The following is a 26,265-nucleotide window of genomic DNA, read 5'->3' as shown; positions in this document are numbered from 1 at the left end:
GGGAAAGCCCATGAAAGTATTCACGGGACTCTTGTTGTTGTGTGCTGTGTGCTGCCTTGCGTGCTCCTCTTCAATTCCAGAGCAGCAGTGCTATAACGCAGGCTACATGTACTGGTATACTCCCAGCCCCTTGTCTGCAAATACCGCGGCTGTTCTTCTCGGCACGGTTAGCTCGGTCCAGCCCTGTGGAACTCATCCGTCATCATTGAAACTGAACGATTACACATTCCGCATCGAAAAGCTCTTTTACGCAGATACGGCCGTTGGTGATAGCCAGCAGCGCGTCCCCGATAGCGAACAAGCGAAATTGATGGCGGCTAGCGTGCTGAAGTGCCCCGCCGCAGACAGCCTGTCTATCGGCGATAGGGTCGTTGTATTTCTCATTCCATATGAAGGGGGGTACGCCGTCCCCCGCTTTGGAGGAACCAATTGTACGCTTGGGATCAAGATCCGCCGCGACGACCACCTTTTAATCCGATTGTTGCAGGCGGAAGCTGATGCCCCGGACAAATCCAGGCTGCGAGTTCGAGACAGCCATCTCGAAGAATGGCGCGATTACGATCCTGAAGGGGCATGTTGGTACGCGGAACAGGAGAAATATCTAAAGCAGGCTACAGCGGCAAGTGGCCCAGCGGGTAGCGGCCCCAGTCGTTGACCAGTCGTTTCATTTCCAGCACGTTGGCGGCCTTGGCGCCTACGGCGATCGAGTGCGTCGAGCCCATGATGAATCCGCCACCGGGCGCGGCGTTGGCGAAGGCGTGGGCCGCGTCGGCTCGGATGTCGTCAATGCCGCCGGCGATGATGTGCTCGTGCCAGATCCCGCCCCAGAGGCACAGCCGGTCGCCCACGCGCTGCTTGAGTGCAGCGATATCCATCCCGGCGCTGGCCTGGATGCCTTCGTACGCGTCGTACGTGTCGGCCAGATCGTCGATGATCGGCCAGACGTGCCCGCAGCAGTGCTTGAGGACGTGCAGCCCCGCCGCGTGGGCGGCCGCCACGTGCGCCTGGTGTACGGGCAGGACCATGTCGCGATAGATCTGCGGACTGGCCATGAGGCTGGTGCTGGAGCCCAGGTCGCCGCAGGGCATGATGCCGTCGACGCCCAGCATGGCGAAGAGCTTGACCTCGCGCGTCAGGTGAAGTTGGCGAAGCTGGCAGATCTTGCGGCAGATCTCCGGCTGGAGGATCAGGTTCATCCAGCCTTCTTCCTCGTTGGCGCCGAAGGTCGGCCATTCCAGGTCGCCGCAGAGCAGCACAATGTAGTGCGTGGGCTTCATTTCGGCCACGGCTGCACGCACCCAGTCCCAGCACGAGTCGGCAGGGTCGCCAATGGCATTAGGATCGAACTGGTCGATCTGCTGCTGCAGGCCTTCGAGCGTCGGGGGCTGATAGGCCGTGTTGGGCTTGATCTTCCACGGTCTCAGGTCGTGCGTGGTGGCCGAGATGCGGTGGAGGTTTCCGCCTTCGTCCTCAAACGTCTCGTGGTCGATCCGTTTGAGCGGCTTGGGCGCGTAGCCCTTCGGCGCCATCATGCCGACGGTGTAGATGTCCATGTCGAGCGCGCGGATCAGGTCGCCCCCGTCGCGGATGTAGTCGGCGACAATGTCGTCGCGCCGCCCGTCCCAGTACGCCTGCGTCTCGCGGAACTTTGAATGCACCAGCGTCGGCCGGCCGAGGATGTCCTCGTACACGTTGTAGTCGATGAAATGCTCGCCCCAGGGAATGCGGTCGCCTTCCCGGTGCTCCAAGGCCGCCAGTACTCGTTCGCGTGGAATCATGGTCGGCAATGTACTCGACTGGACCGGCCTCGGCAGCCGATTAATTTGTGCGGTTTCATAGTCCGTGCTCGGTGCGCTCGAGAATTTCGTCCTGGATGTCGGGCGTGAGCGAGGCGAACGGGGCGCTGTAGCCGGCGACGCGGACCATCACGTCGCCATAGCGGGCGGGGTTCCGCCGGGCCTCCAGCAGCATCGCCCGGTTGACCATGCTGATCTGCAGGTGCTGCCCGCCGGCTCGGAAGTGCCCTTCGATCAGCGCCGCGATCTTGTCGATGCCCTCGTCGTCGCGCAGCAGCGACGGGTCGAGTTTGACGTTGACCGTCGTCGAGGTCGGCAGCAGGCGGTGGGGCAGGGCGGCGACGGAGTTGAGCATGGCCGTGACGCCGCGGGTGTCGCGACCGGGGGCCGGGGCGAGGCTCGAGGCGAAGGTCTGCCCGCTCTTGCGGCCGTCGGGGGTGGCGCCGGTGACCGTGCCGAACGAGATGTGCATATTCTCCACTCCCGCCAGGGTCCCCAGCGTATAGCGGCCGCCGCGGTAGGGGCGGTGCCTGGCGATGAGGTCTGAGAAGGTGGTGATGATGCGGGCGGCGATGGAATCGGCGCGCGCGTCGTCATTGCCGAAGTGCGGCAGGCGCTGCAGGACGCGGCTGCGAAGCGTTTCGTGGCCGACCCAGTCGTCGGCGAGGGCGGCGGCGAGGTTTTCGAGCGTGACGGCGCGGTCGATGAAGACCAGTTGCTCGATGACGGCCAGCGAGTCGGCGAGGTTGGCCGCGCCGATGATGTCGCAGTTGCAGAAGTTGTACCGGGCGCCGCCCTGCCAGAAGCCTTTGACATTGTCGATGCAGTCGCGGGTCAGCAGCGAGGCCTGCAGGGCCACCCACTGGGCGGCATGCTGATCGCGGGCGTACGAGTAGTCGTGCATCGACAGCGCCAGGCGTTCCATCTGCATCGTCAAGGCCCGCCAGATCGCGTCCATGCTGTCGAGTTTGATCTCCGGCAGCGGCGCAAAGGCCGGCTCGAGCCCCAGCACGATGCGGATGAGCTTGGGCATGTTGAGGAAGCACTCGACCGACCCCATGTGCGCTCTGCCGGTGATGATGATCTCGTGACAGCCGGACATGGCGAAGTCGCGGGCGTCTTCGACCGCCACGCCGAGGGCGACCAGCGCCGGCACGATCTGCTCATCCGAGCAGAACCCCGGGCTGCCGGTTCCGCTACGCAACGCCGCCACCGCGCGGCGCAGCGTCTGGGGCCTCATGCCGCGGTGCCAGCGCACGCCCACCTGCGGGCTGGGGATTCGCAGTTCTTCGAACACCTCCAGGCACAGGTCCGTCAGGTCGGTGGCGCCGTCGCTGCCGTCGCCGCGCAGGCCGCCGAGGGTCAGGTGGTGGCGGGCCATGTTGGGCGTGCTGAAACCATGCACCTGGAAATACTTCATCCACAGACAGGCGATCAACTCGCCGGCCCGCTCGCGCGTCAGGGTGCCTGCGGCCGTCTCGCGCTGGTAGAACGGCCAGAGGTACTGGTCGACCCGCCCGGGCGCGTCGGGCAGCAGATAGAACCCGAACCACAGGCACTGGCACGCCTGCCAGAAGGTTTGCGGACCGGCGCCCGTCGCGGCCTGACAGTTGGCGGCGATGGCTTCCAGTTCCGCCTTGCGGGCGGGGCGGGTTTCTTTGGCAGCCAATTCGAGGGCGTGGTCGTGATAGCGCCGGCCCAGGTCTCTGCAGGCCGTGGCGAAGATCTTCAGCGCGTCGAGGTATTCCTTCTTGTCGTCAGATGCCCCATGGCGACCCGCTGCGCGTGTCGCCATGCCACCCTGTCCGGCTGGCGATTCTTCGGCGGACAGGCGCGCTGCGCGGCGGTCGATGTGGTCGATGAGGCCCTGGAACCCGGCGGCCAGCAGCGTGTCGTAATCGACGGAGGTGTGATTGCCCGCGCCGCGGACGAGGCCCTGGGTCATGAACGGGTCGCTGCCCTGGACATGCGGTTCGACGGTCATGGGCACGGCGGGCAGTTCGCCCACGGCGCCGCTCTTTCCGGGCGGGAGCATGTTGAGCAGCCCGCCGCCGACGATCAGTTCGTCGTCGGCAACGACCAGCGTGCAGTGGCGGTAGTAGTGGGCCAGCGAATGGGCCTGGCGGAGGATGTCGCTGAGCCCGGCGGCCCGTTCGTCGCCCTGTCGGGCGAGTTCGCCGGCGAGGGGGTCGTGCATGCCGCAGCTTCGCAGCGTGATGGCTAGCAGGCGTTTGATGCGTTCGGTCACGGGGGGGTCCTTTGATGGTCCGGAAAATCCGGCTGCATTATAGCCTTGGAATGCCGGCGAAAGTTTTTGTGTAGTGGAAAAAAGGTATTCGGTCTGGCGGCGTGCAGCGCGGTATCATCCCCTTGTCGGATGCGGCGCCGCAGGCGGCGGGGGGCATCCGGCGGAGTCGGCGATGCTGACGTGCTTCCAGATCGAGGGCGGCAAACTCAGCCAGGCGGCGGACAACGCCGGACCGGTCTGGCTTTTCATCGCCCCGACGGAGGAAGACAAGGCCCGCCTGACCGGTCCGGAGTTCAACCTCGACGCCCACTCGCTCAACTCGGCACTGGACCCCGATGAACTGCCCCGCCTGGAGCTTGAGACCGATCACCTGGTCGTGATCTTCAAGTACCCCAAACGCTTCCTGCTGCACGACAAGTACGACCTGGGCGTGCAGTCGCTGGGTCTGTTCCTCTACGCCGACCGCCTGGTGATCGTCTCTCGCGAGGACGACCAGCCGGCCTTCGAGGGCCGCCCGTTCACCAAGATCGATTCGCTGCAGACGCTGTTCCTGCGGATCATCTCCAAGTGCATCCAGCATTTCTACAGCCACCTCAAGGCCATCAACGAACTGGCCAATGAGCTCGAGCCCAAGATCATGTCGGCGATGGAGAACCGCAACCTGCTGCTGATGTTCGCCATCGAGAAGAGCCTGGTGTACTACGTCAACGCGATGGCCGCCAACGGGCGCACGATCGACCGCCTGCGGACCAACGCCCGCAACGCCGCCACGGCCGGCCTCACGCCCGAACAGCTTGAATACGTCGACGACCTGTACATCGAAAACGCCCAGTGCCACGAGCAGGCGCAGATCTACGCCAACGTGCTGGCCGGACTCATGGACGCCCGCGCCTCGATCGTCAACAACAACCTCAACGTCCTGATCAAACGCCTGACCATCCTGAGCGTCGTGTTCCTGCCGCTCAACGTGGTGGCCAGTATCGGCGGCATGTCCGAATACACCAAGGTCACTGAAGCCTACGCGCCCTGGTGGGTGACCTACCCGATGTTCTGCCTGGGGTTGGCGGCCGTCGGCTGGGTGACGTACCAGGTGCTCAAGGTTTTCGAGAGACGCAAGTCGTGACGACGCTATCGCGGATACGAGGCGAACTCGAGCTTGAGGACGGCGTAGTCGCAGATGAGGTCGGGGCATTCTTGAGCCAGGCCCGACAGCGTCACCCGCGAAACGTTCAGGCCGGCCTTGGCGTCGACTTGGGGAATCGCCTGGATGTCCAGCCGGGCGCCGTTAGTCAGGACGCTGGCGGCTAACAGGTCAGACTGCACGTTGTCCAGCACGACCTTGCCGCCGGAGGGCCACTTGGGCAGCCAGAGGTAAGCGACGTTGCCCTTGCGCGTCCACTTTCCGTCGGCGTCGTTGGTTACCTTCGCTAGTTTCTCGATGCGATCGGCGCGGCCGAACACCGCCTCGCCGTGAGTCTTGAGCCACTCGCCGACGAGAGCCATTCGCTCCTGTTCAACGGGACCGATCTGACCGGTGGCGGGGTTTGGTCCGACGTTGAGCAGCAGGTTGCCCGTACCGGCGGTGCATCGCTGGAGCATATCGATGATGTCGCGCCCGGAGCGATAGTTCTGCGGGGGGGTCGGGAACCACGTCCAGGTCGGGTACGAAGACTCGCTGGTCCAGTTGAACTGCATGCACGATTCCCAGTCCTGGTCGGGAGTCATCGTTCCGCCGATCGAGCCCTCGAAGCAGGTGAAATCCTCGGCCATCAATGAGCGGTCATTGATGATGATTCCCGGCTGGAGGCGGCGGACCATGGCGTTCATTTCCTGCGACTGCCATTCGCCGGCGTATCCCAGCGGCGTCGGGCCGTCGTACCAGAGCAGGTCGACGCGGCCGTAGTTGGTCATCAGCTCGCGCAGCAAGCCCTGGGTGTAGTCCAGGAACCGGCGTCGGGCGGCAGGGTCGTTTTCGCATCGCCTGCCGTCGGGATGATCCCCGTCGAGCAGGGAATAGTAGAACCCGACCTTGAGCCCCTCGCTGCGGCAGGCGTCGGCGAACTCGGCGACCATGTCGAACCCCGGGCCCATCCGCATGGCGTTGTAGTCGCTGAGCTTGGTGTCCCAAAGCACGAACCCCTCGTGGTGCTTGGTAGTGAAGACGACGTACTTCATCCCGGCGGCCTTGGCGGTCCGGGCCCAGTGGCGGGCGAAGGTTCGCGGCGGCGTGAGCCGCTCGACCGACCACCGCCTCTTCTGCTCGGGCGTGGCGTCGGCCGGCGGCTGGGCCGACTGCGTCTTGGCCATGTTGCGGTCATACCACTGCGAGAAGGGCCCGTAGTGGACGAACATGCCGTAGCGAGCTTCGCGGAACCACTCCATCCGCTCGTCGTGGGCGAGGCTGTCGGGGGTTTTTGAAGAAATGGCGCCGCAGCCCATCAGAACCGCACAGGCCAGCAGCATGATCAACGTTCGTACTCGGTTCATGGCGTACCCTTCCGTTGGTTGCGGATTCTCATGCGTATTGGAAGCGAATGGATGACTCGAAACAACCCTATCTTTGGATTCCTGTTCCTCGCATCTGTGGGTCAACTCAATGAGATAATGGCGTATGTCCCGCCTGTGGCGCCAGCGCCAGGTGCTCACCGCGGGAGGTTTTGAATGCAAAGCGGTCGGCCCGGAAAGTTTCGGCCGCCTTGCCGTTGCGGTGCAATGCGACGGGCTTGCCCGGCCAGGGATTCACGACCGTGCAGTCGCGGCCCTTTTCGCTGAGGATCTTGACGTCGCGGACTTGCCCGCCCGCCAGGCGCGCCCAGACGAGAAACGCCCCGCGGGCGCGGAGCGAGCCGAAACGCCCGTCCATTTCGCCCGGCCAGCACGGGAAGAACCGCAGCACGCCGTCATGGCTCTGCAGCAGCATTTCCTGGATCGCGTTGGGGACGATGCTCTGGTTTTCCATTCCGTGCGGGTTGCCGCGGATCATCCCGTTGGGCAGGCCGATATCCGCCAGCATGTTCCGCATCTCGTCCAGGATGACGTGCGGGTCGTAGCCGACGCGGGCGGCGGCTGCATAGATGCTGTTCTTGCCGTTGAAGTCGTCCCATCGCGCCATCACGGTGATCTGATTTCGCGAGCGATCGAGCAGCTCGGGCGGGCTGTCGAGACCGATCCCGCCGGCGGGATAGATGTGCTGAAGGCCGACGGTGTTGTCGGCCCACCAGGGCGTGCCCTTCTCGGTATAGCGGAAGATCGGCAGGCTCAGGGTGCCCTCGTCATGGGGCAGATGCCGCGGCCAGAACTTTTCGGGCAGGTCTCGCACTGTGCAGGCGGGGTAGTCGCTGATGTGATCGCGGATGTGCTGCCACTTCGCCCGGCGGGGTGCGTCGACGCCCAATTCGCGGCTGATGTCCAGCGCCAGGTCCATCACCATCCGCACGAAGCCCAGCGAGACGATGGGGTTGATGTCGTCGCCCGAGCCTTCGTGGACGGCGTCCTGGTAGATAACGTAACGCCCGTTCTCGAACTTGAGCCAGTTCTCCCAGAACAGGGCTGTCCCCGACACGAAGGGCCAGACCTGGCGGGCGAAGTCCAAGTCGTACGTGGCGTACCAGCGAAAGGCCATCGGCACGCAGGAGTAAGCGCTGTTGCTCTTTTGCATCAGGGCGATCAGGTACGCCACCGAGCCCTTGGGGCCGATGCCTACCGGCTGGTACACGCCCTCGACGCCGAGTTCCTCGCGGCACCAGCGGCGATAGAAGTCCAGCCCGTCCAGGAACGGTTGGTGGCACGGGTCGGCCTGGGCGATGTGGTTGGCCGCATAGAGCCCGTAGAACGTGGCGACGTGGTTGTAGTTGGTGTGGTAGTCGCCCGCCCACATCGGATCGTCGTTGGTCACCCATCCGAAGAGCCCCGGCGGAAAGTCCTTCACGCGGCTGGCGCTGGCCAGCACGTAGTTCGACAGATAGTACCGCTGCTCGAGCGCCTTGTCGGGGATCTCGACGAACGACTCGTCCCAGAACGCCCGCCACCATTGCTCGTGCGACTGGCGCAGCTCAGCCAGGCGAGAATCATCAACGCTTAGCGCCTGATGTATTGCGGCCGCGCAGTAATCCTTCTCATCAAAAATGCTGCACACGGCCGCCGCAATCGTGACGGGCTTGCCCGGCTCAAGCACGAACGAGCCGTCCGGGCCGGGGTTCTTGACAGCGCAGGCCGCCCCGGCTGTAACGATCACATCCTTGTCAAAGACGCGCTGGGCGACCTGCACTTGATCCTTGTCGAAGAGATTGGCCGTTTCGCCCGAGAGAACATTCGCCGGCGTATCCAGACGCATCGTGGCCGCTATCGCGCCGCCGCGGGCCTCGAGTTTGACGACCAGCAGATTTTCAACGGCGCAAACATACGCCTCCATCAGCAGCGTGCGCGGGCCTTTCTCGAACCGCCCGCTCGTCACAGCCGTCAGCATCGCCTGCTCGACTTGGTACGAGGCGCCGGCCATGTCGGGCAAGGACAGCTCCAGCACCGCCAGGGGCTGGGGTTTGGACTCGTGCGGGAGCTTCATGACCCACAGGTCGTTCTTGTTGATGTGAAACCGCAGGCCCTCGGCGCTGCCGCCCAGGGCTGCCAGCGTGTCGCCGTTGCCCAGCAGCGGGCCGTCGACAGCCGCGTTGCAGGGCGTGTTCTCGGGCGGCTGCGCGAAGACGGCCTTGTGAGCGGAGACGATCTTCTCGCCCGTGTGGTCGGCTGCGTTCACTATTGAATCTCCGGCGAGTTTCTATCGCGGGTACGTCTCGAACTGGATCTTGAGGATCGCGTAGTTGCACACAGCGTCGGGGCATTTTTTGGGCAGGCCCGTCAGCGTGACGCGCGAGGCGTTCTTGACGGTCTCGGTGTCCGCCTGGGGCGCGCGATCGATGCCCAGCTTGGCGCCGTTGGTGACGATGCTCGCGCTGAGCAGCTTGCCATGCACGTTCTCCAGCACGATTTTGCCGCCGCCGGGCCACTTGGGCAGCCACAGGTACGCAGTGTTGCCCTTGCGCGTCCAGAACCCGCCGGCGTCGTTGGTGATGAAGCCCAGCGCCTCGGGGCGGTCCACGTGGCCGTAGATCGCCTCGCCGTGCGCCTCGAGCCATTTGCCCACCACGGCTAACCGCTCCAGTTCGACGTTGCCGATGTGACCGGTGGCGGGGTTGGGTCCGACATTCATCAGCAGGTTGCCCGTGCCGGCGACGATCTGGCGGAACATGTCGACGATGTCGCGTGGGGTGTAGTAGTTCTTGTAGTCGGCGGGGTACCAGGTCCAGAGCTTGTGGTGGAAGGGCATGCACGCTTCCCAGTCGCTATCGGGGTGCAGCGTGGCGCTGATGTGCCCTTCGGAGCAGGTGAAGTCTTCTGCCGTCAGGGAGCGGTCGTTGATGATGATCCCCGGTTGCAGGCGGCGGACCATCGCGTTCATCTTCTGGGCTTCCCACTCGCCGCCGTATCCCAGCGGGCTCGGGCCGTCGTACCAGAGGATGTCGATCTTGCCGTAGTTGGTCATCAGCTCGCGCAGCAGGCCCTGCGTGTAATCCAGGAACCGCCGGCGCGAGGCGTCGTCATGCTTGCTGGCAATGCCGTCGGGGTGGTTGAAGTCCCACAGCGAGTAGTAGAACCCGATCTTGAGCCCTTCCTCGCGGCAGGCCTTGACGTACTCGGCCACCATGTCGAAGCCCGGCCCCATGTTCATCGAGTTGAACTCCGTCAGCTTGGTGTCCCACAGCACAAAGCCTTCGTGGTGCTTGGTGGTGAAGACGATGTACTTCATGCCGGCCGCCTTGGCCGTCCGGGCGAGGTGGCGGGCGAAGTCGCGCTGCGGCGTCAGGCCGGCGACGTACCAGCGCTTTCGCTGCTCGGGCGTGGCGCCCTCAGGGGCCTTGTTCGGCAGCGTTTTCGAGACGTACCAGTCGTACCACTGCGAGAAGGGCCCGTAGTGTACGAACATGCCGTACCTCGCGTCGCGGAACCACTCCATCCGCTCGTCGCGGGCGAGGCGGTCGGGGCAGCGGGTGCTGCCGGAAGAGATCGTCTCGCTCTGGCAGCCGGTCAAGATTGCGGCCGCAAGACACAGAACCAGTACTCGATTGAAAATCATCTGACAATCCTTTGCCAAGGAATGATCAAAGTTCCTCTACTGTATGACCAACTGTAGCTAATTGTCGCCGTGTTGCCTATACTCTGCCCTGAAATAGATGCACCCGGCCAACGGGTATTTCACCGCGGAGATCGCGGAGACCGCAGAGATGGTATCAATAAACCCCCTTGCTTCTCTGCGGTCTCTGCGATCTCCGCGGTTCAAGCTGTTTCCCGGATGAGACGCAAGAAAGGATCGCACCGCAATGACATCGCTGCAGCGCATGAAAGCCGCCATCGCCGGCCAGCCGTTCGACCGCTACCCGTTTATCAACCCGTACCCGGACTTTTCGCTCATGCCGTATTGGCCGCAGATGCTTGGCCTGACGTGGTTGCACGTGCAGTTCGGCTCCGACGCCCAGCGCCTGGCGTGCTTCCGGGCCATGCACGAGCAGGTCGGCCTGGACTGGCTGATGGCCGGCTGCGGACCCTGCGGGCAGGACAGCCGCTACAGCATCCGCGTCGATGACGGCGTGCCGGTCCTGATCGAACTGGCCAGCGGCGTCGAGACGCCCTTCCCGGAGTTCTGGAAAGACGAGCCGGTCACCCAACAGCGATACCACAGCGCCGCCGAGGTCGAAGCCGAGCCGGCGCCGCAGTCGGTCGACGAACTGCTCGCCGCGGGCAGCTTTGACTTCACCCGCCTGCTCGCGAAGGAACTGGGCGACAGCGTCTTTCTCTTCGGCAACGTCGGCGGGGCCTTCAGCAACGTCTACCGCGCCCTGACGTTCGAGGGCGTGTACGAGGCGCTGATCGAGAACCCCTCGCTGGTGCATGCTCTGGCCGAGCGGGCCACGGCAGGGACGATCGCCTGGATCAAAGCCTTTGGCCGTTGCGGCATGCATGCCGTTCGCATCAATGAATACCCCTGCGGGGCCGAGCTGCTGGGCGACGAGCACTTCCGCACGTTCGTTCTGCCGTACCTCAAGCGGATGGTCGACGCCATCCACGACGCGGGGATGATCGCGGTGCAGGAGTACCTCGGCTGGGTCGGCCCGCGCCTGCCGCACCTGGCCGCTCTGGGGATCGACTGCCTGCAGACTGAGTCGTCGATGAAGAACTACCGCAACGACATCGGCGAGATCCGCAGCGCCGTCGGGGAGGGCGTCTGCCTGTTCAGCAACAGCCAGATCCTCCAGGTGATCGAGCAGGGCAGCGAAGAGCTCTGGCGCGCCGACGCGGCCGAGCAGGCCCGCGGGATCGGCAAACAACGCCGCTTCGCCATCTGCGCCGGAAGCCCGACAACCTGGGCTACCACCCCCCAGCGCCTCAAACGCTACGGCGAAGTCGTAGGCGAAACCCTGGCCAAAATCGCCCCGCCCCTGGGCTGAGCGCGAACGCCTTGCTCCCGCCGCCGGGCGGCTTGACGTTTTTCGAATCGCCTCCGTGCGAAAGAAATTTCATTTTCGCAAAATAGACCCGCTGCTTCGCTTGTCTCATCGCCGGACAAGGCCGCGGGCGGGCATTATCCGTGACAGACTCCCGTCGCGGCGTGATAATGCCTACACACAGTCTGGCCTAAAGGAATATCAAATGGGCAAGGCGATAAAACTGGCAGCCGCCGCTGCCATATTGGCGCTGGGATTGATTGCATCGTCGGTTGTGCTGTCGAAGTTCTTCGTCAACATCAAGCACGAGAAGCCTATCACGGTCAAAGGCTATGCCGAGGCCGATATCGTTTCGGACATCGGCAAGTTTGCGTGCTCGAACCATGTCCGCGGTGCGAGTCTCAAAGAGGCTTACGACAAGCTGCAGGTCGGGCGCAGCGCCATCCTGGAGCACCTGAAACAAAAAGGCTTCGTCGAATCGGAGATCGGGACCGGCACGATCCAGACGACCCAGGTCAACAAACGCAACGATAAGGGAAACGAGACCAACGAAGTGGAGTTTTATGACGCCAACCAGACGGTCGTGGTGACCTCGGGCAATGTCACGCGGATCAGAGACGCTGCGATAAGCATTGCGGGATTGATCAAGGAAGACATTAACATCAGCGTGACGGCCCCGGAGTTTCTCGTCAGCGACCTGAAAGACACCAAGCTGAAGCTGCTGGCCAAAGCCACCGACGACGGCTACCGCCGCGCCTTGGCGCTAGCCGAAAACAGCCACGCGAAAGTCGGCGCCCTGGTCTCGGCCGAGCAGGGCGTTCTGCAGATCACCAAGAGAAACTCCACCGATACTTCCGGCTACGGCGTCTACGACACCTCGACAATCGAGAAGACCGCCAAGGCCGTCGTCACGCTTGAATATCGAATTGAGCCGCAGAAATAACGGCAGTACGAACATCAAATTGAGTTTTCTGCGGCTATCGTTCGAGGACAACTTCTCTTCCATCTTTGGCACGATAGCGGCCCCGGAAGCTTTCCAGCCTCTCCAGATTCAGGAATTGCAGCATCACCTCACCGCCCCCCCGATGTCATAGACCAAGATGTAGGTGCCCGAGCCGGACGGACGGGGAAATCTTTATTTTCTCTGTAACGCAGCCGGCCTTTGCGCCCTTTGTGTCCTGTGTAGCAAGTCTTCGTTGTTCATTCGGAGTAGGCGATGGGCTTCTTGCGGAGGCTGACCGCCTGCTGCTGGTGGCGCAGGGTCTGTGTCTCTTGACGCCAGAACTCCGTTTGTCGCGGCAGAGATCCCTTTCGGGTCTTGCGGCCGCCTTTGGCGGCGGCTGAGCGTTTGGCGGCCTGGGAGCCATGTGTCTTGATCTTCGTCTTCATGTTCCTCACCTCGCCGGGCCGGCATGTCCCGATATCGCCGGAGCCTTGAACTGTGCTCAGTGAATTGTAGCAGCGCCGATCGGTCGCGATTCAGGTTGCAGGTCGTAGGCTCGCTGAATGTCAGCGACTTCGCCGGACACGCCGCGGTAAGATGTCTTCCATGAACGGGCGCGAGTGCATTACGAATATCCTCAACCGCCGCGGCGCGGACCGGTTGAGCTGGACGACCGTGGCCGATGCGGCTGGGCGGTCTTTGATGCCCAGGCGGCTGCGGGAGTGCCCGGTGCTGGAGTTCTATCGGGCGATCGGGTGCGACATTCTGCAGTTCGGCAACGCGGCGCTGGCGGCAGACCAGTGCGCGGCCATGCCGTACCGGCGGGTGGCGCCATGCACGGTCGAGACGGCGGGCGAGGGCGACGGCACGTGGCGGACCCGCACGGTTTGCCGCTGGGGAACGTTGGAGTCGGCGTGGCGGGCGGGGCATCCGGTGAAGTATCCCATCGCGACGCCGGAGGACCTGGCGTGCGCGACGGCGTTGTGGCGCGAGACGCTGGTCGAGGAAGCGGCCGCACCGGCGGCGGAGGAGTCGCTGGCCCGCGTGCAGGCGGCCATCGGCGACGACGGCATCTACATGCTCACGCTGGAGCCCTCGCCGGTGCAGCAGCTCATCGAGATGGACATCGGCCTGGAGAACTTCTATTACCTGCTGGCCGACCGCCCGCGCGAGGTCGAGGCCCTGATGGACGCGATGCACGCCGTGCGGATGGCCGAGTATCGCATCATCGCGCGGCGGATGGACGTGGCGGCTGTCTGCCCCGTCGAGAACACCTCGACGACGCTGACGAGTCCGGCGATCTACGAGCGGTACTCGCTGGGGCAGATCGCCGACCTTGTGGATGTGATGCACGAGCATGACCGAAAGGTGGTGCTGCACATGTGCGGGCGCCTGGAGGGCCTGCTGGGGCTGATCGCGCGGACCGGGGCCGACGCGATCAACGCCCTGACGCCGCCGAGCGTGGGCGACGTGCCGCCGGAGCGGGCGCTGGACGTGCTGGGCGAGGATGTCGTGCTGCTGGGGACGATCTTCAACCCCAACGTCTTCCAGAAGCCCCGCGTCACGCGCGAGGAGATATGGCGCGAGCTCGACCGCCTTTACACCCCGCGCCTCCGCAAGGCCCACATGGTGCTGTGGCTGGGCTGCGACGGCCTGGCCACCGAGCTGTACCGCTTTGAGGCGGTGCGCCAGTGGATGGAGGCCTGAAGTCGCAAATCGCGGGCGCCGCGTCCGCGGTCTCTGTGGCATGGGCAGATTGAGCCGCAGAGGTCGCTGAGGACGCTGAGGATGGTAGAAGATAAAACAACCTTTTCCATCTGCGGCCTCAGCGACCTCAGCGGCTGATTCGATCCCTGAACCGTTGACAAAACTCTGCGGTCTGCGCGATGCTAACCGTCCATTTCTTTTCTTCCTGCGAAGATTTGCTGCATCAGCGATAACCCACAACACGGGATGGCACGAAACAACAACGCCATCCCGAGCCGACTCCGTCGGAGGTCCCCCCCGGTGGCGAAGAGAAACACGACAGCTTCAATAGCAGCGAGATCAGGCCGTCGGTGTCGTGGGCAGGCCCCAAACGGAGGCTCACGGGGGGCCGGCTTGGGGCCTGGGGTCCCACGGCGACGGCGGCCGGCGAAACGGCTCAAGGCTCTGGGCGGCGAGACCCCGCCTTTGGTTGCGGCCGCGCGAAGCGAGGCCGCGTCAAGATCTCCGCGGTGAAAGCGGCTCTCAGAGGCCCAAGGCCATCGTCGTGGCGCCGCCATTGATGAACTCGGGTTTCTTTGCGAACTCAAGTTTGATGATCGTCACGCCGGCGAGCTTGTCGGGGCTGGTCGGCGGGAGGTTCTTGAGGATGATGCACTTTTCGCGCTGCTCGTACTCGATGGGACGGCCGCTGACCAGGAACGAGACCTTCTTGAGTTTCGTCGGGTAATTGCCCAGGCGAATCTCGCGGCCGGGCCAGTTGCGGCACCAGAAGTACGACGTGTTGCCGCGCAGAGACGAGATCCCGCACGCCGAGCCCCAGAGGTTGTTGCGGTCCAGGCGGCCGTAGACCGCCTCGCCGTTGAGCTTGAGCCACTTGCCGACGGTCAGCAGCGGCTCTGCCGCGGTGGCGGGGATCGTGCCGTCCGGCGCCGGTCCGACGTTGAGCAGCAGGTTGCCCTGGTTGGCGCTGGCGGTGGCGAGCATGCGGAGGATGTCGCGGGCGGTGACGGTGTCTGCCGCGGCGGAGGGCATGTAGCCCCACGAGGTCTCGTCCGACATCATGCACGCCTCCCAGCCGCGGCCGGCTTCGGAGGGCTTTACCTGCCCCTCGGGGGTGTTGAAGTCCTCGGGGATCTGCGAGCGGTCGTTGATGAGGATATGCGGCTGGAGCTTGCGGGCCATGGCGTTCATCGTGACGCTTTCCCACTGCTCCGCTTTGCTCAGCGGCCACGAGACGTCGTACCAGAGGATGTCGACCTTGCCGTAGTTGGTCATCAGCTCGCGCACGCAGGCGTGGGTGAAGTCGACGAACCGCCGGCGGGCGGATTCATCTTTGCCGCAGCGCATTCCGTCGTCGTGGCGCCAGTCCATCAGCGAGTAGTAGAACCCGACCTTTAGGCCGAACTCGCGGCAGGCGTCGACGAACTCGGCCACCAGGTCGCGTCGCGGCCCGCGTTTGACGGCGTTGAAGTCGGTCTGCTGCGTGTCCCAGAGGCAGAACCCCTCGTGGTGCTTGGTGGTCAGGACCATGTACTTCATGCCGGCCTTGACGGCCAGCTTTGCCCACTCGCGAGCGGCGCGGGGCCTGGGCTTCCAGGTGTCGGCAAAGGCGTCGTACTCGTCCTTCTCCCAGGCCTCGAAGTTCATGACCCACTCGTTGCGGGCGATCTGCGCGTACAGCCCCCAGTGAACAAACATCCCGTACCGCGCCTCGTTCCACCACTTCATCCGCGCCGGCCGAGTCTTATCCACCGCCGCCAGGTACCGCTTGGTCTTCGCATCAGGCATATAAATGCTCTTTTATAAGGGAAGACATTAAAGAGGCCAGTCATTCTAAGGATTTATTCAAGGCAGTCTATCACGTTGATCATTGCGCAGACTACTGTTCGTCGTTGATTTGCTAACGAAAGGGGCCGGCCGTTCCGGCGACGATTGCCTCAGCGCGGCTGTGACGTAATCTTCGCGGCACGGGCTCTGAGTGTCTCGGCTTTGGCCTTGTCTCCCTTTGCTTCAGATAAAAGTGCCATGCTCTTGAGAACGCCAGCCACATTCGGATGGTCCGGCCCCAGCGCTTTCTCCATGATTGCCAAGGATCTGTTGAGAAGGTTTTCGGCATCTGAATACTTGCCTTGGTCGCAGTAAAGTGACGCGAGGTTATTCAGGTCGATTGCCACAGAAGCATGCTCATTGCCAAGGGCCTTCTCGTCAATTTCCAAGGCTCGCCGGTAAAGCGGTTCGGCCGCAGCCCAGTTGCGTTGGGCACGATAGACTTCGGCCAGATTACCCAAAGATGTTGCCACAGCGGGGGCGTCGGAGCCCAGAACCTTTTCCTTAATTGCCAGGGCGCGTTTGAAGCACGCCTCGGCCTCACCAAACTCACCCTGTGCGTAGTACACAGTCGCAAGGTTATTGAGGGACTGGGCCACATAGGGATGATGAGGACCGAGCTCTTTTTCACGGATCGCCAAAGCCCGTCTATAGAATGGCTCTGCGGCCGCATAGTTACCTTGAAGTTTGTGAAGCATTCCCAGGTTGTTTAGTGAGGCCGCTATGGAGGCGTAGTCGGATCCGGCTGACTTTTCTCTTGTCTCCAAAGCCTTCTTCAAGAGCGGTTGGGCTTGCTGATACTGGCCTTGCTCCAGATAGACGATGCCCAGATCATTCAAGGATCTAGCCGTGTCAGGATGATCCGGGCCAAGGCTCTTTTCGTTGATCGCCAGGATGCGCTTCTGCAAGGGCTCGGCTTGCGAATACTTTCCTTGATCACATAACACTGAGGCCTCAGCCATCAACGCCGTTACGTCCTCGGCTTCCTCTTGCGGGCGGTTCCAGAAGAGCGCCAAGGCTGCCCCTGTCCCCAGCACAACGAGAACCACTATCAGTGCGATTTTCCTTTTCATTATTCTGCAGCGCCTCCGATGCTGGCCGGTTCGTCCAGAATGTTCATGATGGCCGTGGCGCAGAAGACGCGGTCGCGGCGGGTGTCGGTGGTCTGCTGCAGGATGCCCAACGGCACGAGCTTTTCCACCGCGCGGCGCGCGGTCGTAAACGCTACGCCCAGGCGTTGGGCGGCCTTGCTGATTGTCCAGTACGGGTTCTCGACCAGCAGATCGACCAGTTGCGCCGCCGCGCGTGACGTGGCGGCCGATACTTTCTCGCGCCACTGCGCCGCAAGTGCGTTGATGCGTTCGGCGCGGCTGAGGGCGTCGGCGGACATGCGGGCCACGCCGTTGAGGAAGTACTCCAGCCAGGCGCCCCATGCCGCGTCGGTGCGGACGGCTGAGAGATGGTCGTAGTAGTCGCCGCGGGTGGCGTCGAAGAACGCGCTGAGATACAGCAGCGGCGTGGGCAGAACCTCGCGCTCGATCAGAAACAGCGTGATCAGCAGCCGCCCCACGCGGCCGTTGCCGTCGAGGAAGGGATGGATGGCCTCGAACTGGTAATGCATCAGGGCGGCCTGGACCAGCGCCGGCAGCGTACGGTCGTGCAGGAACTTTTCCCACTGGCCCAGGCACGCGAGCAATTCATCCGGCGGCGGGGGCACGTAAGAGGCATTGGCCAGCGTGCCTCCGGGCGGGCCGATCCAGTTCTGGCTGCGGCGGAACTCGCCCGGGGTTGCCACGCCGCCGCGGACCCCCTGCATTAGCTTTGCGTGGATCTCCTTGACCAGCCGCAGGGAAAGGGGAAGCTTCTTGAGCATCTTTATGCCATGGTCCAGGGCGACCACGTAGTTGCCCACCTCGCGCAGGTCCTCGGGGCTGCGACCCACGACCGCCCCGGCGTCGGCTGCAAGCAATTCTCCCAGCGTGGCCTGGGTGCCTTCGATCCGGCTGGACAGCACGGCCTCGCGTTTGATGAACGGCCGCATGAGCAGGTGCGGGTTGGGCAGGCTGCGTCCTTCGCCGGCAAGTTGGCCGATCAGACGATCGGCCTCTGACAAGGCGCGGAGCAGCTTGGGCGTCCAGATGATCTCGGGGGGCAACGGGGCGGGAATAAACGCCCGAACCCCGCCCGCGCATCGCACGTAGCGGCCGGTGAGAGGTTGAGTTGAGGGCTTCTTCATGTCTGGAATCTTATTTGCGACGGCGAAAATAAGCAAGGGCCTTATTTGCGATTACTGGCAAAATCGCTAATAGCTGATTGGGCGGCTTTCAGTGCCGCTCGGGCGGCGTGGTAGCCGCACATGCCGTGGACGCCGCCGCCGGGGGGCGTCGAGGATGAGCAGATGTACACCCCCGGCAAGCCCGTCGCGTAAGGGTTGGCGCGCAGAGCGGGGCGAAAGAAGAGCTGCCGCCAGTCGATGGCCCCGCCGTTGATGTCGCCGCCGACGCAGTTGGGGTTGTACGCTTCCAGGGCGGCTGCCGTGCGCGTGTGGCGGGCGAGGATCACCTCGCGGAACCCGGGGGCGAACCGCTCGACCTGGGCCTCGATGGCGTCGGTCATGTCGGTGGTCGAACCGTTGGGCACGTGGCAGTACGCCCAGCCGGTGTGTTTGCCCTCGGGCGCACGGGTGGGGTCGAAGAGGCTCTGCTGGGCCAGCAGCACGAAGGGCCGCTGGGGGTGCTGCCCACGCAGGACTTCGTTCTCGGAGGCGGCGATCTCGTCGAAGGTTCCACCGAGGTGAACCGTGGCGGCGCGGCGGCAGTCAGCCGCCTGCCAGGGGATCGGTTCGGCCAGCGCCCAGTCGATCTTGAAGACGCCCGGGCCGTAGCGGTATCGCTGGAGTTGTCGGCGATATCGCGGATGCAGGCGGTGGCCGGCGAGGGCGAGCACTTGACGCGGCGTGACGTCCAGCAGCACGAGAGGACGGGTGCCACGCACAACTCCGTTGTGCGTGTCCCTGATCGTTGAACCCGGATCCGCTGAGCACGGGTGACCCCTATGCCACCCAAGAGCATGGGCGAGACGCCCATGCCACACAGAAAGAGCATGGGCGGGACGCCCATGCCACAGAGAAAGAGCATGGGCGGGACGCCCGTGGCACGCAGGAGCAGGCAGCAGATCGTCGAGGCTCTGGATATTGACGCCTGTGATGATCGAGCCGCCGGCGGTCGTGATGTACGCGGCCAGGGCGTCGGCGAGGCTTTGCGAGCCTCCGCGGGGCAGCGGCCAGCCGACCGCGTGCGCTGCGGCGGCGAGGACCAGAGCGAAGGCCGCCGAGGGGGAGGCGTCCAGGCTCATCGCCGAGTGCGCTACAAGGCCGGCGATCAGCGCGCGGGCCCGCGGGCCAGCGAAGAGCCTCTGGGCCAACCCCCGCGCCGATCGCGCGGCGTTGGCGGCGAATCGCCCCAGCGTGAAGGGGTGTCGCGGGATGTGCGGCGGAGCGAGAATGTCCTCGAGCAGAGCGTCCCATCGCTGCACCAGCGGGGTCATCAGGTCGCGGTACGCCCCGGCGTCGATGCCCAGCAAGCCGGCGGCTGTGTCTTCGACGGACCGCTCGATCACGACCGCCTCGCGCCCGTCGAGCGGGTGGGCCAGCGGGGCGGGGGAGTGAATCCACTCCAGCCCATGCCGCTCCAGCGCCAGCCAGCGGAAGAACGGCGAGCCCAGCGCCAGCGGGTGAATCGCCGAGCAGACGTCGTGGCGAAACCCCGGCAGCGTCAGCTCAGCCGTCCGCAGGCCGCCGCCGATGGTGGCGGCCTGCTCGATCACCAGCGTCTTGAGCCCCGCCTGCGACAGAGCGACCGCCGCCGCCAACCCGTTAGGTCCCGAGCCGACAATGACCGCGTCGGCGCCGGGCAAATCTTGCGGTCGTGTCGCATCCACATCAGGCATGGCGAATTGTATGTCTCCTCGGCCTGGTCGCCTCAGTGCCCCAACTCCTCGTCCGCCGCGCTATAATCCATCAGAAAGGGGGACGCATGGACACCTACGTTATCCTCAGCAAGCTCTCGCCCGACGCCTTCCGCGACCCGCAGGATCTGCCCGCCCTCGCCGATGAGGTCAAGCAGCGCATCAAGGAAGACTGCCCGGACGTCGTCTGGAAGGACAGCTACGCCTTGATGGGCCGCTTCGACGTGGTCGATCTGATCGAAGCGCCCAGCCGCGACGACGCCGAGCACGCCGCCATGATCATCCGTGCGTACGGCCACGCCACCACCGAGACAATGTCCGCCACGCCGTGGAAGCAGTTCATCGGCACGCTCAAATCGCAGCGGCAGACGGCCTCGGCGCGGCGATGACAACCCCGCGCCGCGGCGGGCGACCTATGGACTGCGGCGGCAGCGACGCCGCTTTGGATGCTGTTGGGCCCAATGGCGAATCCTTGGCATGCGGGCCGTAGGCCTGCAATTCGTCAGCCCAGGGCGCAGTCGCGAGCGAAGCGAGAGACGCGGCCGTCGCGGCGGCACTGGGTCCGATAATCACGTGCCTCATCGCTCACCTCCCGCGGCCGGCGCCGCCTGGGCTTCGACGTACACCACCGCCTCGGCGCCTTCCTCGCAGCTCAGGCAGCCGGTCGGGCAGGCCTTCACGCACGCCATGCAGTCGCGGTCGTGGCAGCCGTCGCACTTGAGCATCATGTCGTCCGGGCCCATCGACGGCCTCGCGTTGCCGTACGGGCAGCTCATCACGCACATGTAACAGCCGACGCAGAGGTCGCTGTCGCAGAGGACCAGCCCGTCCTCGCGCTTAGCCAGGGCGCCGCTCATGCATGCCTCGACGCAGGCGGGCTCTTTGCAGTGGCGGCAGAACTGCGGGACCAATGCGCCGGCGGCGTCGCGCTGCACTTTGGCGCGCGGGCGAGGGGCTCCCTCCGCGCCGGCGGCCAGATAGACCGCCAGCGCCGGCCCTTCGCTGTGCGCGGCGATGCACGCCATCTCGCAGTTCTTGCACCCGGTACACAACTCGCGGCGGATCACCTTGGTCCTCATGCGCCCACCCCCAGGCCCAGTGCGGCCAGCTTGGCGTCGATGACGCCTTCCATCGCGGCGGCGGCCTTGACCGGGTCGCCCTCGACGATCACGCGCCCGCCGGTGATGCCCTCCAGGTCGGCGGTGAGCACGCGCGTCACCAGCGGCGAGCCCAGAATCGGCGGGGCCTGCGACAAGTGCAGCGTCAGGCCCAAAGCCAAGCCGAAGCACCCGTCGGCCAAGGCCTGCTCCTCGAGCCACTGCGGGGCGGAGATCACCACCGGCAGTTGTGGCAGGTCGACGCCCATGGCCTCGGCCAGCGCGTGGGCGACCATCTCGATGCGCCCGATGGCCAGGCACGGGCCGAAGTTCAGCACCGGCGGAATGCCCAGCTTTTCGCACACCGCCCGCAGGCCCGGACCGGCCCACTGCGCCGCCGACGGCGAGCAGAAGCCCGTGTTGCACAGCCCGCCGGTGGTGCAGCCGGCCGAGAGCACCAGGATGTCCCGCTTGATCAGCTCGCGCGTCAACGCCACGGTCGTGACGTCGTGTCCGCCCGCGGCGAGGTTCGAGCAGCCCAGCACGCCCGCGACGCCTTTGATCGTCCCTGCCTTGATCAGGTCGATCACCGGGTCGAGCGTTCCGCCCAGCAGCGCCACCAGCGATTGCTCGCTGACGCCGGTCACCACGTCGTCGTAGCCGTGTTTGGGCACGTCGATCTTCACCTGCCCGCGCCGTTTGGCGTACGCCGCCGCGGCCAGCCGCGTCACCTGTTCGGCCAAAGCCGCTTCTTTGCCGTGTACGTCGGCCAGCATGGCGGCTGAGGTTTGCTTGGCCACGTCGTCCAGGCACACCAGCGGGGTGAGCATCTTGGCGGCGATGGGCTCGATGCCCGACAGCGTGCAGTTGAACTCGCTGGCGACCAGGTCGATCGCCCCGGTGGCCACCAGCGCCTCCTGCGTGAAGTTGTTGCCCGCCTGCCCCGCGTAACAGTCGCCCGCCGAAGAGGCGCGGAGCTGCATGTCCTGCCCCACGCACGTCAGCCCGACGATGCGCACGCCCGCCGCGCCGGCGCTCTTGCCGATCTGCTGCCCGGCGGGGGTCTCGAGGAACTCGATCAGCCCCGCCCACACCGAGTGGCTGTGGCCGGTGACGGCGATATTCACGTACGCCGGATCGGCCACCTGGAAGCCGACCTTGGCCTGGCGGATCGTCGGCTGGCCCATCAGCACGTCGTTGAGCAGGTTGGTCAGTTGCAGCCCGTAGAGGCCCGTGCAGATGCCCAGTCGCAGGCAGTGCAGCAGTTGGTCGACGGCGTCGGTGTTGAGGTTGGTCGAGGTCTTGACCAGCGCGTCGAAGACTTCGCTCTTGGCCCCGCCGCTGAGCAGGCCGGTCTTCTCCCACACCGCCACGCGCTGCGGCAGCGCCATGCGCGAGATCAGGCTCATCGTCTCGCCGCGCGGTTTGTACAGGTCGGCCAGGATCGCGTCGGCGACGTTGCGGGCATTATCTTGCCATGTCTTGCCGGCGACGCCCAGCTTGGCCGCAAGGGCGTCGAGGCTGTCCTTGGAGCGGATCGTCAGCGGCGAAACGCCCTCGCCGATAGCCTTGAGCCGCCGCGCCGTCGACTCGGCCACGTGCAGGTAGCACGCCGCCCCGGCGGCGACCGACCGCAGCAGCCCGCGGGCGACCATCGTGTCTGCCGTGGCGCCGCAGACGCCCTTGGGCGCGTCGGGCGTGACGCGACAGGGACCGTTGGAGCACAGGCGACAACACACGCCAAGCTGGCCGAACTGGCACTTGACCTCCTGCTCGACGATGCGGTCGAAGGCCGTGTTGACGTCGCCATGGCGGGCGAGAAAGTCGGACAAGCACGAGTCAGCCGAAGCGCAGCGGGTCATGGTGGGGGTCCTTTCTTGAATGACACCGGAATAGTATCATTCGGCGCGGGCAAGTCAAGGGGAGGTTTAAAAAAAACAGTAATCAGTAATCGGTAATCAGTATCGGCGCTGGTGGTCGGCGGGCTCAAAGATGGGAGCGGCTCGTCCCCTGACAGCCTAATTATAGTGACTGGACAACTGGGGGGAGAAATTCTGGGCAAGTCGCAAATTCTTTTGCACTGGCGCAGCGGGGAAACCGCAATCGGTCCAGAGAAGGAAAATATTTTCCTTTTGCAGGACATCTGGTTTTTGAAACTGGCGAGGTAGAGAGGGCTGTCCCCGATCGCCCCTCGTCCGATGGCGTTGCGGTTCCTTCCCCGCAAACCGCTGTGAAAAGTACAACAAAGTGCAAGAAAGTGCAGCCCCCGAACATCGCAGCCCCAAACCTGATTACCGTTTACCGATTACTGATTACTGACTACGTTTTACTGATTACTGTTTCTTAACCAGTTTCTCAAACGTCACCTGACCGAGCATCCCCTCCAGGGCCTCCTGCAGGCGGGCCAGTTCCTCGTGGACGCTGCAGTGGCCCGATCGCGGGCAGTTGCCCTTGCGGACCAGGCAGGTGTTGAGCTTGATGCTGCGGCTGTCCACTGCCGCCACCACCGACAGCAGCGTCAGCCCGCGCGGGCTCAGCAACAGCCGCAGCCCCCCGCCGTTGCCGCGATGGGCCGCCACGATCCCCGAACGCACCAGCTTGCCCGCGATGCGCCGCAGGAAGCGGAAGGGGATGTCCATCTCCTGCGACAGTTCGGCCGTGGGCACGACCGCGTCCCGCGGCCGCTTGGCCAGCGCCAGCACCGTGCGAATGGCATAGTCAGCTTCCCGTGTGATCATGGCTGCTCCAAAGGATAGCGAAAGCGTAGCAGACATGCCCGCCGGCGTCAAGGATTCACCGCAGAGGGCGCAGAGAACGCGGAGGAAGAAGGTATAAAGAATGCTGGAATATTGGGCGACTAGACCAAGAGAGGTCAGATCAGGCTGTTTCTTCCTGTAGTTCCATCATTCCAGTATTCCATCTTTCCTCCCCTCTGCGATCTCTGCGGCCTCTGCGGTGAACCTCAGAGCCCTTCGACGATCACGGCTCGGTAGTCGGCGCCTTTGAAGCGGTGCTCGCGCACCTTGCGATACGCCGGGCTGTCGTACCAGGCCTTGGCCGCGGCGATGGAGGGGAACTCCAGGATCACCACGCCCTCGACGCCCGCCCCCTCGAGCATCACCTGCGGCCCATACGCCGCCAGCACCTTGACCGGATGCCCCTCGAGCGTCGGGCCGACCTGATCGGAATACTTCTTCATCTCTTCCGCATCGCGCAGTCTCTCGCGCGTGAACACAGCGTACGCTGCCATAGTGGTAGCTCCTTTGCGAACATTGTACCGCCGCGCCTCCTTGGCCCGCTCGCGGAATAGTAGAAGCCGCCACTGGATGCGGCGGGGTATAATCCCGCCGACTTGGTCCATCCCTCTTTCAAGGCGAAAGAACCATGCAACAACCTTACGACATCGCGGCGTACTATTGGCCGGCGTATCACGATGAGCCTCGGTGGCGGCGGTTTATGCCCCAGGGGCAGGGCGAGTGGCAGACGATCCGCGCCGCCGCGCCGAAGTTCGAGGGGCACTGGCAGCCGCGCGTGCCGGCCTGGGGATACCAGGACGAGGCCGACCCGCGCGTCATGGAGCAGAAGATCGCCGCGGCGGCTGGGCACGGCGTCAATGTGTTCATCTTCGACTGGTACTGGTACGAGAATCAGCCGTTCCTCGAGGAGGCGCTCAATCGGGGGTTCCTCGGCGCGCGGAACAACGGCGATATCCGCTTCTACATCATGTGGGCCAACCACGACGCCTCGACGCTGTGGGACCTCGAGCAATCGCACGCGTACAAGCAGATCTATCCCGGCGCGGTGGACCGGCCGACGTTCGACGCTGCCACGCGGCGGCTGATCGAGCGGTACTTCGGCCATCCGTCGTACTATCGCATCGACGGCAAACCGGTGCTGTCGATCTATGAGGTCGGCACGCTGATCCGCGGCCTGGGCGGACTCGATGCCGCGCGCGACGCCCTGAACGCCCTGCGCGCCAACGTGCAGGCGGCGGGACTGCCCGGCTTGCACCTCCAGGCCATCCTGTGGCGCAACGTCCCGTTGTCCAAGGGCGGCGTTCTGGACGACCCGGCCGGCACGCAAGAGCAGACGCTCTCGTATCTGGGCTTCGACAGCCTCACTAACTACCAGTGGGCGCACTACGTTGCGGCCGACGGCCCGTATGACGCCTGGGGCCGCCAGGCGGTCGGGGCTTGGGCGAAATGGTCCAACGAGTTCTCCGTGCCGTTCTATCCTCACGTGTCGATCGGGTGGGACACCAATCCGCGGTTCAAGACGTCGCTGCACGGTCTGGTCACGCAGACGAGCCCGGCGCTTTTCGGCGGGTTCATGCGGGAGGCGATGGATTTCGTGGACGCCCGCCGCCTGTCGCCGCGCCTGATCACCGTCAATAGCTGGAACGAGTGGAGCGAGGGGAGCTATCTGGAGCCCGATACGGTGTTCGGCAACGGATATCTCGAAGCCGTCCGCGACGCGATGGCGGCCTCCACGCGGTGATCATCAGAAGAAGTAATAGTTGACCGCGATGATGCCCAGCAGGAAGAGCACCATCAGCCAGAACAGTATCCCCAGCGCCAGCGGCTGGGCGGCTTTGGGTTGCACGACCGGCACGGCGGTCTCGTCCGCGCGCCGCGCGGTTCGGGTCTGGCGCGGGAGCACGGCCGCCAGCACCAGCCACAGCAGCATGGCTACCAGGACGTAGCCCATCCAGTTGACCATCCACTCTCCAGGGCGGATGCGTCCCAGCCACAGTCCGCCGCCCCAGGTCGCCAGAAAGATCGTGATGAAGAAGAAGAGAAAGCCCATCAGCGGACCGGGTCCGGTGCGCCCAAGCACGAGGATCAGCACCATGCTCAGCACGGCCGCCAATAGCGAAGACAGAAGGATTTCCCATATGAACATGGGAAATAGTAGCGCCGAGGCCTCAAAGAGTTCAAGGGCGGTCTGCCTGTTTTGGCATAGGTCCCGTTCCGGCAGGTGGTGAGAGACAGCCTCACCGGCGTCGGCGGCAGACAGGACTTGCGCGGGATCTGCCTGATCATGCGACCGCGCCGCTCGGACGCGCAGGCGGCGCCTCCGGCGGGCGCCTTCAGCGGCGCGAAGGCGGGCCTAAAATTGAAAGTGGCTTCCAGACGAACGCCTCTTGGGCCGGACCAGGAGTTAACAGCCGGAACGAAGGGGGGAG

The 26,265-nt window shown here is 64.5% G+C and carries 22 protein-coding genes; 7 read left to right on the top strand and 15 right to left on the bottom strand.

What is annotated here, in order from left to right; genetic code table 11:
* Positions 1-10 precede the first annotated feature (10 nt).
* A complete protein-coding gene (locus ABFD92_06795; GenBank protein ID MEN6504228.1) occupies positions 11-655 on the top strand; it encodes a hypothetical protein in 645 nt (214 codons plus the stop codon).
* On the opposite strand, the gene ABFD92_06790 is transcribed toward ABFD92_06795, so the two are convergent.
* Positions 612-1,778 carry a uroporphyrinogen decarboxylase family protein gene (locus tag ABFD92_06790; GenBank protein MEN6504227.1) on the bottom strand — a complete coding sequence of 389 codons (1,167 nt, stop codon included), beginning with the start codon at positions 1,776-1,778 and terminating at the stop codon, positions 612-614. The genes ABFD92_06795 and ABFD92_06790 overlap by 44 nt on opposite strands.
* Positions 1,779-1,833: 55 nt before the next feature.
* Entirely contained in the window at positions 1,834-4,044 is a 2,211-nt protein-coding gene (locus ABFD92_06785; protein ID MEN6504226.1) for a pyruvate formate lyase family protein, read from the bottom strand.
* Between the two features lie 172 nt (positions 4,045-4,216).
* On the opposite strand from ABFD92_06785, the gene ABFD92_06780 reads away from it, so the two are divergent.
* On the top strand, positions 4,217-5,167 hold the full coding sequence (locus tag ABFD92_06780; protein ID MEN6504225.1) for a magnesium transporter CorA family protein: 951 nt from the start codon (positions 4,217-4,219) through the stop codon (positions 5,165-5,167).
* A gap of 5 nt (positions 5,168-5,172) precedes the next feature.
* On the opposite strand, the gene ABFD92_06775 is transcribed toward ABFD92_06780, so the two are convergent.
* The 3 genes from ABFD92_06775 to ABFD92_06765 form a co-directional block, all read right to left on the bottom strand.
* The gene (locus ABFD92_06775; GenBank protein MEN6504224.1) at positions 5,173-6,531 is read right to left on the bottom strand and encodes an alpha-L-fucosidase; all 1,359 of its coding nucleotides are present in this window, start codon (positions 6,529-6,531) and stop codon (positions 5,173-5,175) included.
* Between the two features lie 106 nt (positions 6,532-6,637).
* Positions 6,638-8,797 carry a glycoside hydrolase family 95-like protein gene (locus tag ABFD92_06770; GenBank protein ID MEN6504223.1) on the bottom strand — a complete coding sequence of 720 codons (2,160 nt, stop codon included), beginning with the start codon at positions 8,795-8,797 and terminating at the stop codon, positions 6,638-6,640.
* A 21-nt stretch (positions 8,798-8,818) separates the two neighbouring features.
* Positions 8,819-10,174, bottom strand: coding sequence for an alpha-L-fucosidase (locus ABFD92_06765; protein MEN6504222.1), 1,356 nt, complete (start codon positions 10,172-10,174; stop codon positions 8,819-8,821).
* A gap of 244 nt (positions 10,175-10,418) precedes the next feature.
* On the opposite strand from ABFD92_06765, the gene ABFD92_06760 reads away from it, so the two are divergent.
* Both ABFD92_06760 and ABFD92_06755 read left to right on the top strand, forming a co-directional pair.
* Positions 10,419-11,543 carry a uroporphyrinogen decarboxylase family protein gene (locus ABFD92_06760; protein MEN6504221.1) on the top strand — a complete coding sequence of 375 codons (1,125 nt, stop codon included), beginning with the start codon at positions 10,419-10,421 and terminating at the stop codon, positions 11,541-11,543.
* Positions 11,544-11,745: 202 nt separating this feature from the next.
* A complete protein-coding gene (locus ABFD92_06755; protein MEN6504220.1) occupies positions 11,746-12,483 on the top strand; it encodes an SIMPL domain-containing protein in 738 nt (245 codons plus the stop codon).
* A 257-nt stretch (positions 12,484-12,740) separates the two neighbouring features.
* On the opposite strand, the gene ABFD92_06750 is transcribed toward ABFD92_06755, so the two are convergent.
* A complete protein-coding gene (locus tag ABFD92_06750; protein MEN6504219.1) occupies positions 12,741-12,929 on the bottom strand; it encodes a hypothetical protein in 189 nt (62 codons plus the stop codon).
* A gap of 160 nt (positions 12,930-13,089) precedes the next feature.
* Here ABFD92_06750 and ABFD92_06745 point away from each other — a divergent pair, with 160 nt between their 5' ends.
* Complete coding sequence (locus ABFD92_06745; GenBank protein MEN6504218.1) at positions 13,090-14,190, top strand: uroporphyrinogen decarboxylase family protein; 1,101 nt, start codon at positions 13,090-13,092, stop codon at positions 14,188-14,190.
* Between the two features lie 522 nt (positions 14,191-14,712).
* Here ABFD92_06745 and ABFD92_06740 read toward each other — a convergent pair.
* The 4 genes from ABFD92_06740 to ABFD92_06725 form a co-directional block, all read right to left on the bottom strand.
* Entirely contained in the window at positions 14,713-15,978 is a 1,266-nt protein-coding gene (locus tag ABFD92_06740) for an alpha-L-fucosidase (protein MEN6504217.1), read from the bottom strand.
* A gap of 149 nt (positions 15,979-16,127) precedes the next feature.
* Positions 16,128-17,090 carry a tetratricopeptide repeat protein gene (locus tag ABFD92_06735; protein MEN6504216.1) on the bottom strand — a complete coding sequence of 321 codons (963 nt, stop codon included), beginning with the start codon at positions 17,088-17,090 and terminating at the stop codon, positions 16,128-16,130.
* The gene (locus ABFD92_06730) at positions 17,090-18,253 is read right to left on the bottom strand and encodes a Fic family protein (GenBank protein ID MEN6504215.1); all 1,164 of its coding nucleotides are present in this window, start codon (positions 18,251-18,253) and stop codon (positions 17,090-17,092) included. Before ABFD92_06730 ends, ABFD92_06735 begins: the two co-directional genes overlap by 1 nt.
* Positions 18,254-18,294: 41 nt before the next feature.
* Positions 18,295-19,965, bottom strand: coding sequence for an NAD(P)/FAD-dependent oxidoreductase (locus ABFD92_06725; protein ID MEN6504214.1), 1,671 nt, complete (start codon positions 19,963-19,965; stop codon positions 18,295-18,297).
* A gap of 86 nt (positions 19,966-20,051) precedes the next feature.
* On the opposite strand from ABFD92_06725, the gene ABFD92_06720 reads away from it, so the two are divergent.
* Entirely contained in the window at positions 20,052-20,372 is a 321-nt protein-coding gene (locus tag ABFD92_06720) for a GYD domain-containing protein (GenBank protein MEN6504213.1), read from the top strand.
* 189 nt (positions 20,373-20,561) lie between these two features.
* Here the strand turns inward: ABFD92_06720 and ABFD92_06715 are convergent, their stop codons facing one another.
* From ABFD92_06715 to ABFD92_06700, 4 genes are all read right to left on the bottom strand, one after another.
* The gene (locus ABFD92_06715; protein ID MEN6504212.1) at positions 20,562-21,062 is read right to left on the bottom strand and encodes a 4Fe-4S dicluster domain-containing protein; all 501 of its coding nucleotides are present in this window, start codon (positions 21,060-21,062) and stop codon (positions 20,562-20,564) included.
* Positions 21,059-22,942 (bottom strand): anaerobic carbon-monoxide dehydrogenase catalytic subunit, encoded by a 1,884-nt coding sequence (gene cooS / locus ABFD92_06710; GenBank protein MEN6504211.1) that lies wholly within the window; start codon positions 22,940-22,942, stop codon positions 21,059-21,061. Before cooS ends, ABFD92_06715 begins: the two co-directional genes overlap by 4 nt.
* 471 nt (positions 22,943-23,413) lie before the next feature.
* Complete coding sequence (locus tag ABFD92_06705; GenBank protein MEN6504210.1) at positions 23,414-23,818, bottom strand: Rrf2 family transcriptional regulator; 405 nt, start codon at positions 23,816-23,818, stop codon at positions 23,414-23,416.
* A 224-nt stretch (positions 23,819-24,042) separates the two neighbouring features.
* Entirely contained in the window at positions 24,043-24,330 is a 288-nt protein-coding gene (locus ABFD92_06700; GenBank protein MEN6504209.1) for a DUF1330 domain-containing protein, read from the bottom strand.
* 134 nt (positions 24,331-24,464) lie between these two features.
* Between ABFD92_06700 and ABFD92_06695 the strand changes: the two genes are divergently transcribed.
* A complete protein-coding gene (locus ABFD92_06695) occupies positions 24,465-25,577 on the top strand; it encodes a glycoside hydrolase family 99-like domain-containing protein (GenBank protein MEN6504208.1) in 1,113 nt (370 codons plus the stop codon).
* 3 nt (positions 25,578-25,580) lie between these two features.
* Here ABFD92_06695 and ABFD92_06690 read toward each other — a convergent pair whose 3' ends face one another.
* Entirely contained in the window at positions 25,581-25,982 is a 402-nt protein-coding gene (locus ABFD92_06690) for a hypothetical protein (GenBank protein ID MEN6504207.1), read from the bottom strand.
* Positions 25,983-26,265 lie beyond the last annotated feature (283 nt).

This window comes from Planctomycetaceae bacterium, from assembly GCA_039680605.1.
Lineage (GTDB): Bacteria > Planctomycetota > Phycisphaerae > SM23-33 > SM23-33 > JAJFUU01.
Note: the sequence above shows the minus strand (reverse complement) of the source record. Positions and strands in the feature narration are given on the sequence as shown.

Coding starts and splice junctions, on each gene's coding strand:
- ABFD92_06760 (MEN6504221.1), top strand. CDS start 10,419: ATGACATCGCTGCAGCGCATGAAAGCCGCCATCGCCGGCCAGCCGTTC.
- ABFD92_06780 (MEN6504225.1), top strand. CDS start 4,217: ATGCTGACGTGCTTCCAGATCGAGGGCGGCAAACTCAGCCAGGCGGCG.
- ABFD92_06720 (MEN6504213.1), top strand. CDS start 20,052: ATGGACACCTACGTTATCCTCAGCAAGCTCTCGCCCGACGCCTTCCGC.
- ABFD92_06740 (MEN6504217.1), bottom strand. CDS start 15,978: ATGCCTGATGCGAAGACCAAGCGGTACCTGGCGGCGGTGGATAAGACT.
- ABFD92_06755 (MEN6504220.1), top strand. CDS start 11,746: ATGGGCAAGGCGATAAAACTGGCAGCCGCCGCTGCCATATTGGCGCTG.
- cooS (MEN6504211.1), bottom strand. CDS start 22,942: ATGACCCGCTGCGCTTCGGCTGACTCGTGCTTGTCCGACTTTCTCGCC.
- ABFD92_06705 (MEN6504210.1), bottom strand. CDS start 23,818: ATGATCACACGGGAAGCTGACTATGCCATTCGCACGGTGCTGGCGCTG.
- ABFD92_06730 (MEN6504215.1), bottom strand. CDS start 18,253: ATGAAGAAGCCCTCAACTCAACCTCTCACCGGCCGCTACGTGCGATGC.
- ABFD92_06715 (MEN6504212.1), bottom strand. CDS start 21,062: ATGAGGACCAAGGTGATCCGCCGCGAGTTGTGTACCGGGTGCAAGAAC.
- ABFD92_06745 (MEN6504218.1), top strand. CDS start 13,090: ATGAACGGGCGCGAGTGCATTACGAATATCCTCAACCGCCGCGGCGCG.
- ABFD92_06690 (MEN6504207.1), bottom strand. CDS start 25,982: ATGTTCATATGGGAAATCCTTCTGTCTTCGCTATTGGCGGCCGTGCTG.
- ABFD92_06700 (MEN6504209.1), bottom strand. CDS start 24,330: ATGGCAGCGTACGCTGTGTTCACGCGCGAGAGACTGCGCGATGCGGAA.
- ABFD92_06775 (MEN6504224.1), bottom strand. CDS start 6,531: ATGAACCGAGTACGAACGTTGATCATGCTGCTGGCCTGTGCGGTTCTG.
- ABFD92_06765 (MEN6504222.1), bottom strand. CDS start 10,174: ATGATTTTCAATCGAGTACTGGTTCTGTGTCTTGCGGCCGCAATCTTG.
- ABFD92_06750 (MEN6504219.1), bottom strand. CDS start 12,929: ATGAAGACGAAGATCAAGACACATGGCTCCCAGGCCGCCAAACGCTCA.
- ABFD92_06695 (MEN6504208.1), top strand. CDS start 24,465: ATGCAACAACCTTACGACATCGCGGCGTACTATTGGCCGGCGTATCAC.
- ABFD92_06795 (MEN6504228.1), top strand. CDS start 11: ATGAAAGTATTCACGGGACTCTTGTTGTTGTGTGCTGTGTGCTGCCTT.
- ABFD92_06790 (MEN6504227.1), bottom strand. CDS start 1,778: ATGATTCCACGCGAACGAGTACTGGCGGCCTTGGAGCACCGGGAAGGC.
- ABFD92_06735 (MEN6504216.1), bottom strand. CDS start 17,090: ATGAAAAGGAAAATCGCACTGATAGTGGTTCTCGTTGTGCTGGGGACA.
- ABFD92_06725 (MEN6504214.1), bottom strand. CDS start 19,965: ATGCCTGATGTGGATGCGACACGACCGCAAGATTTGCCCGGCGCCGAC.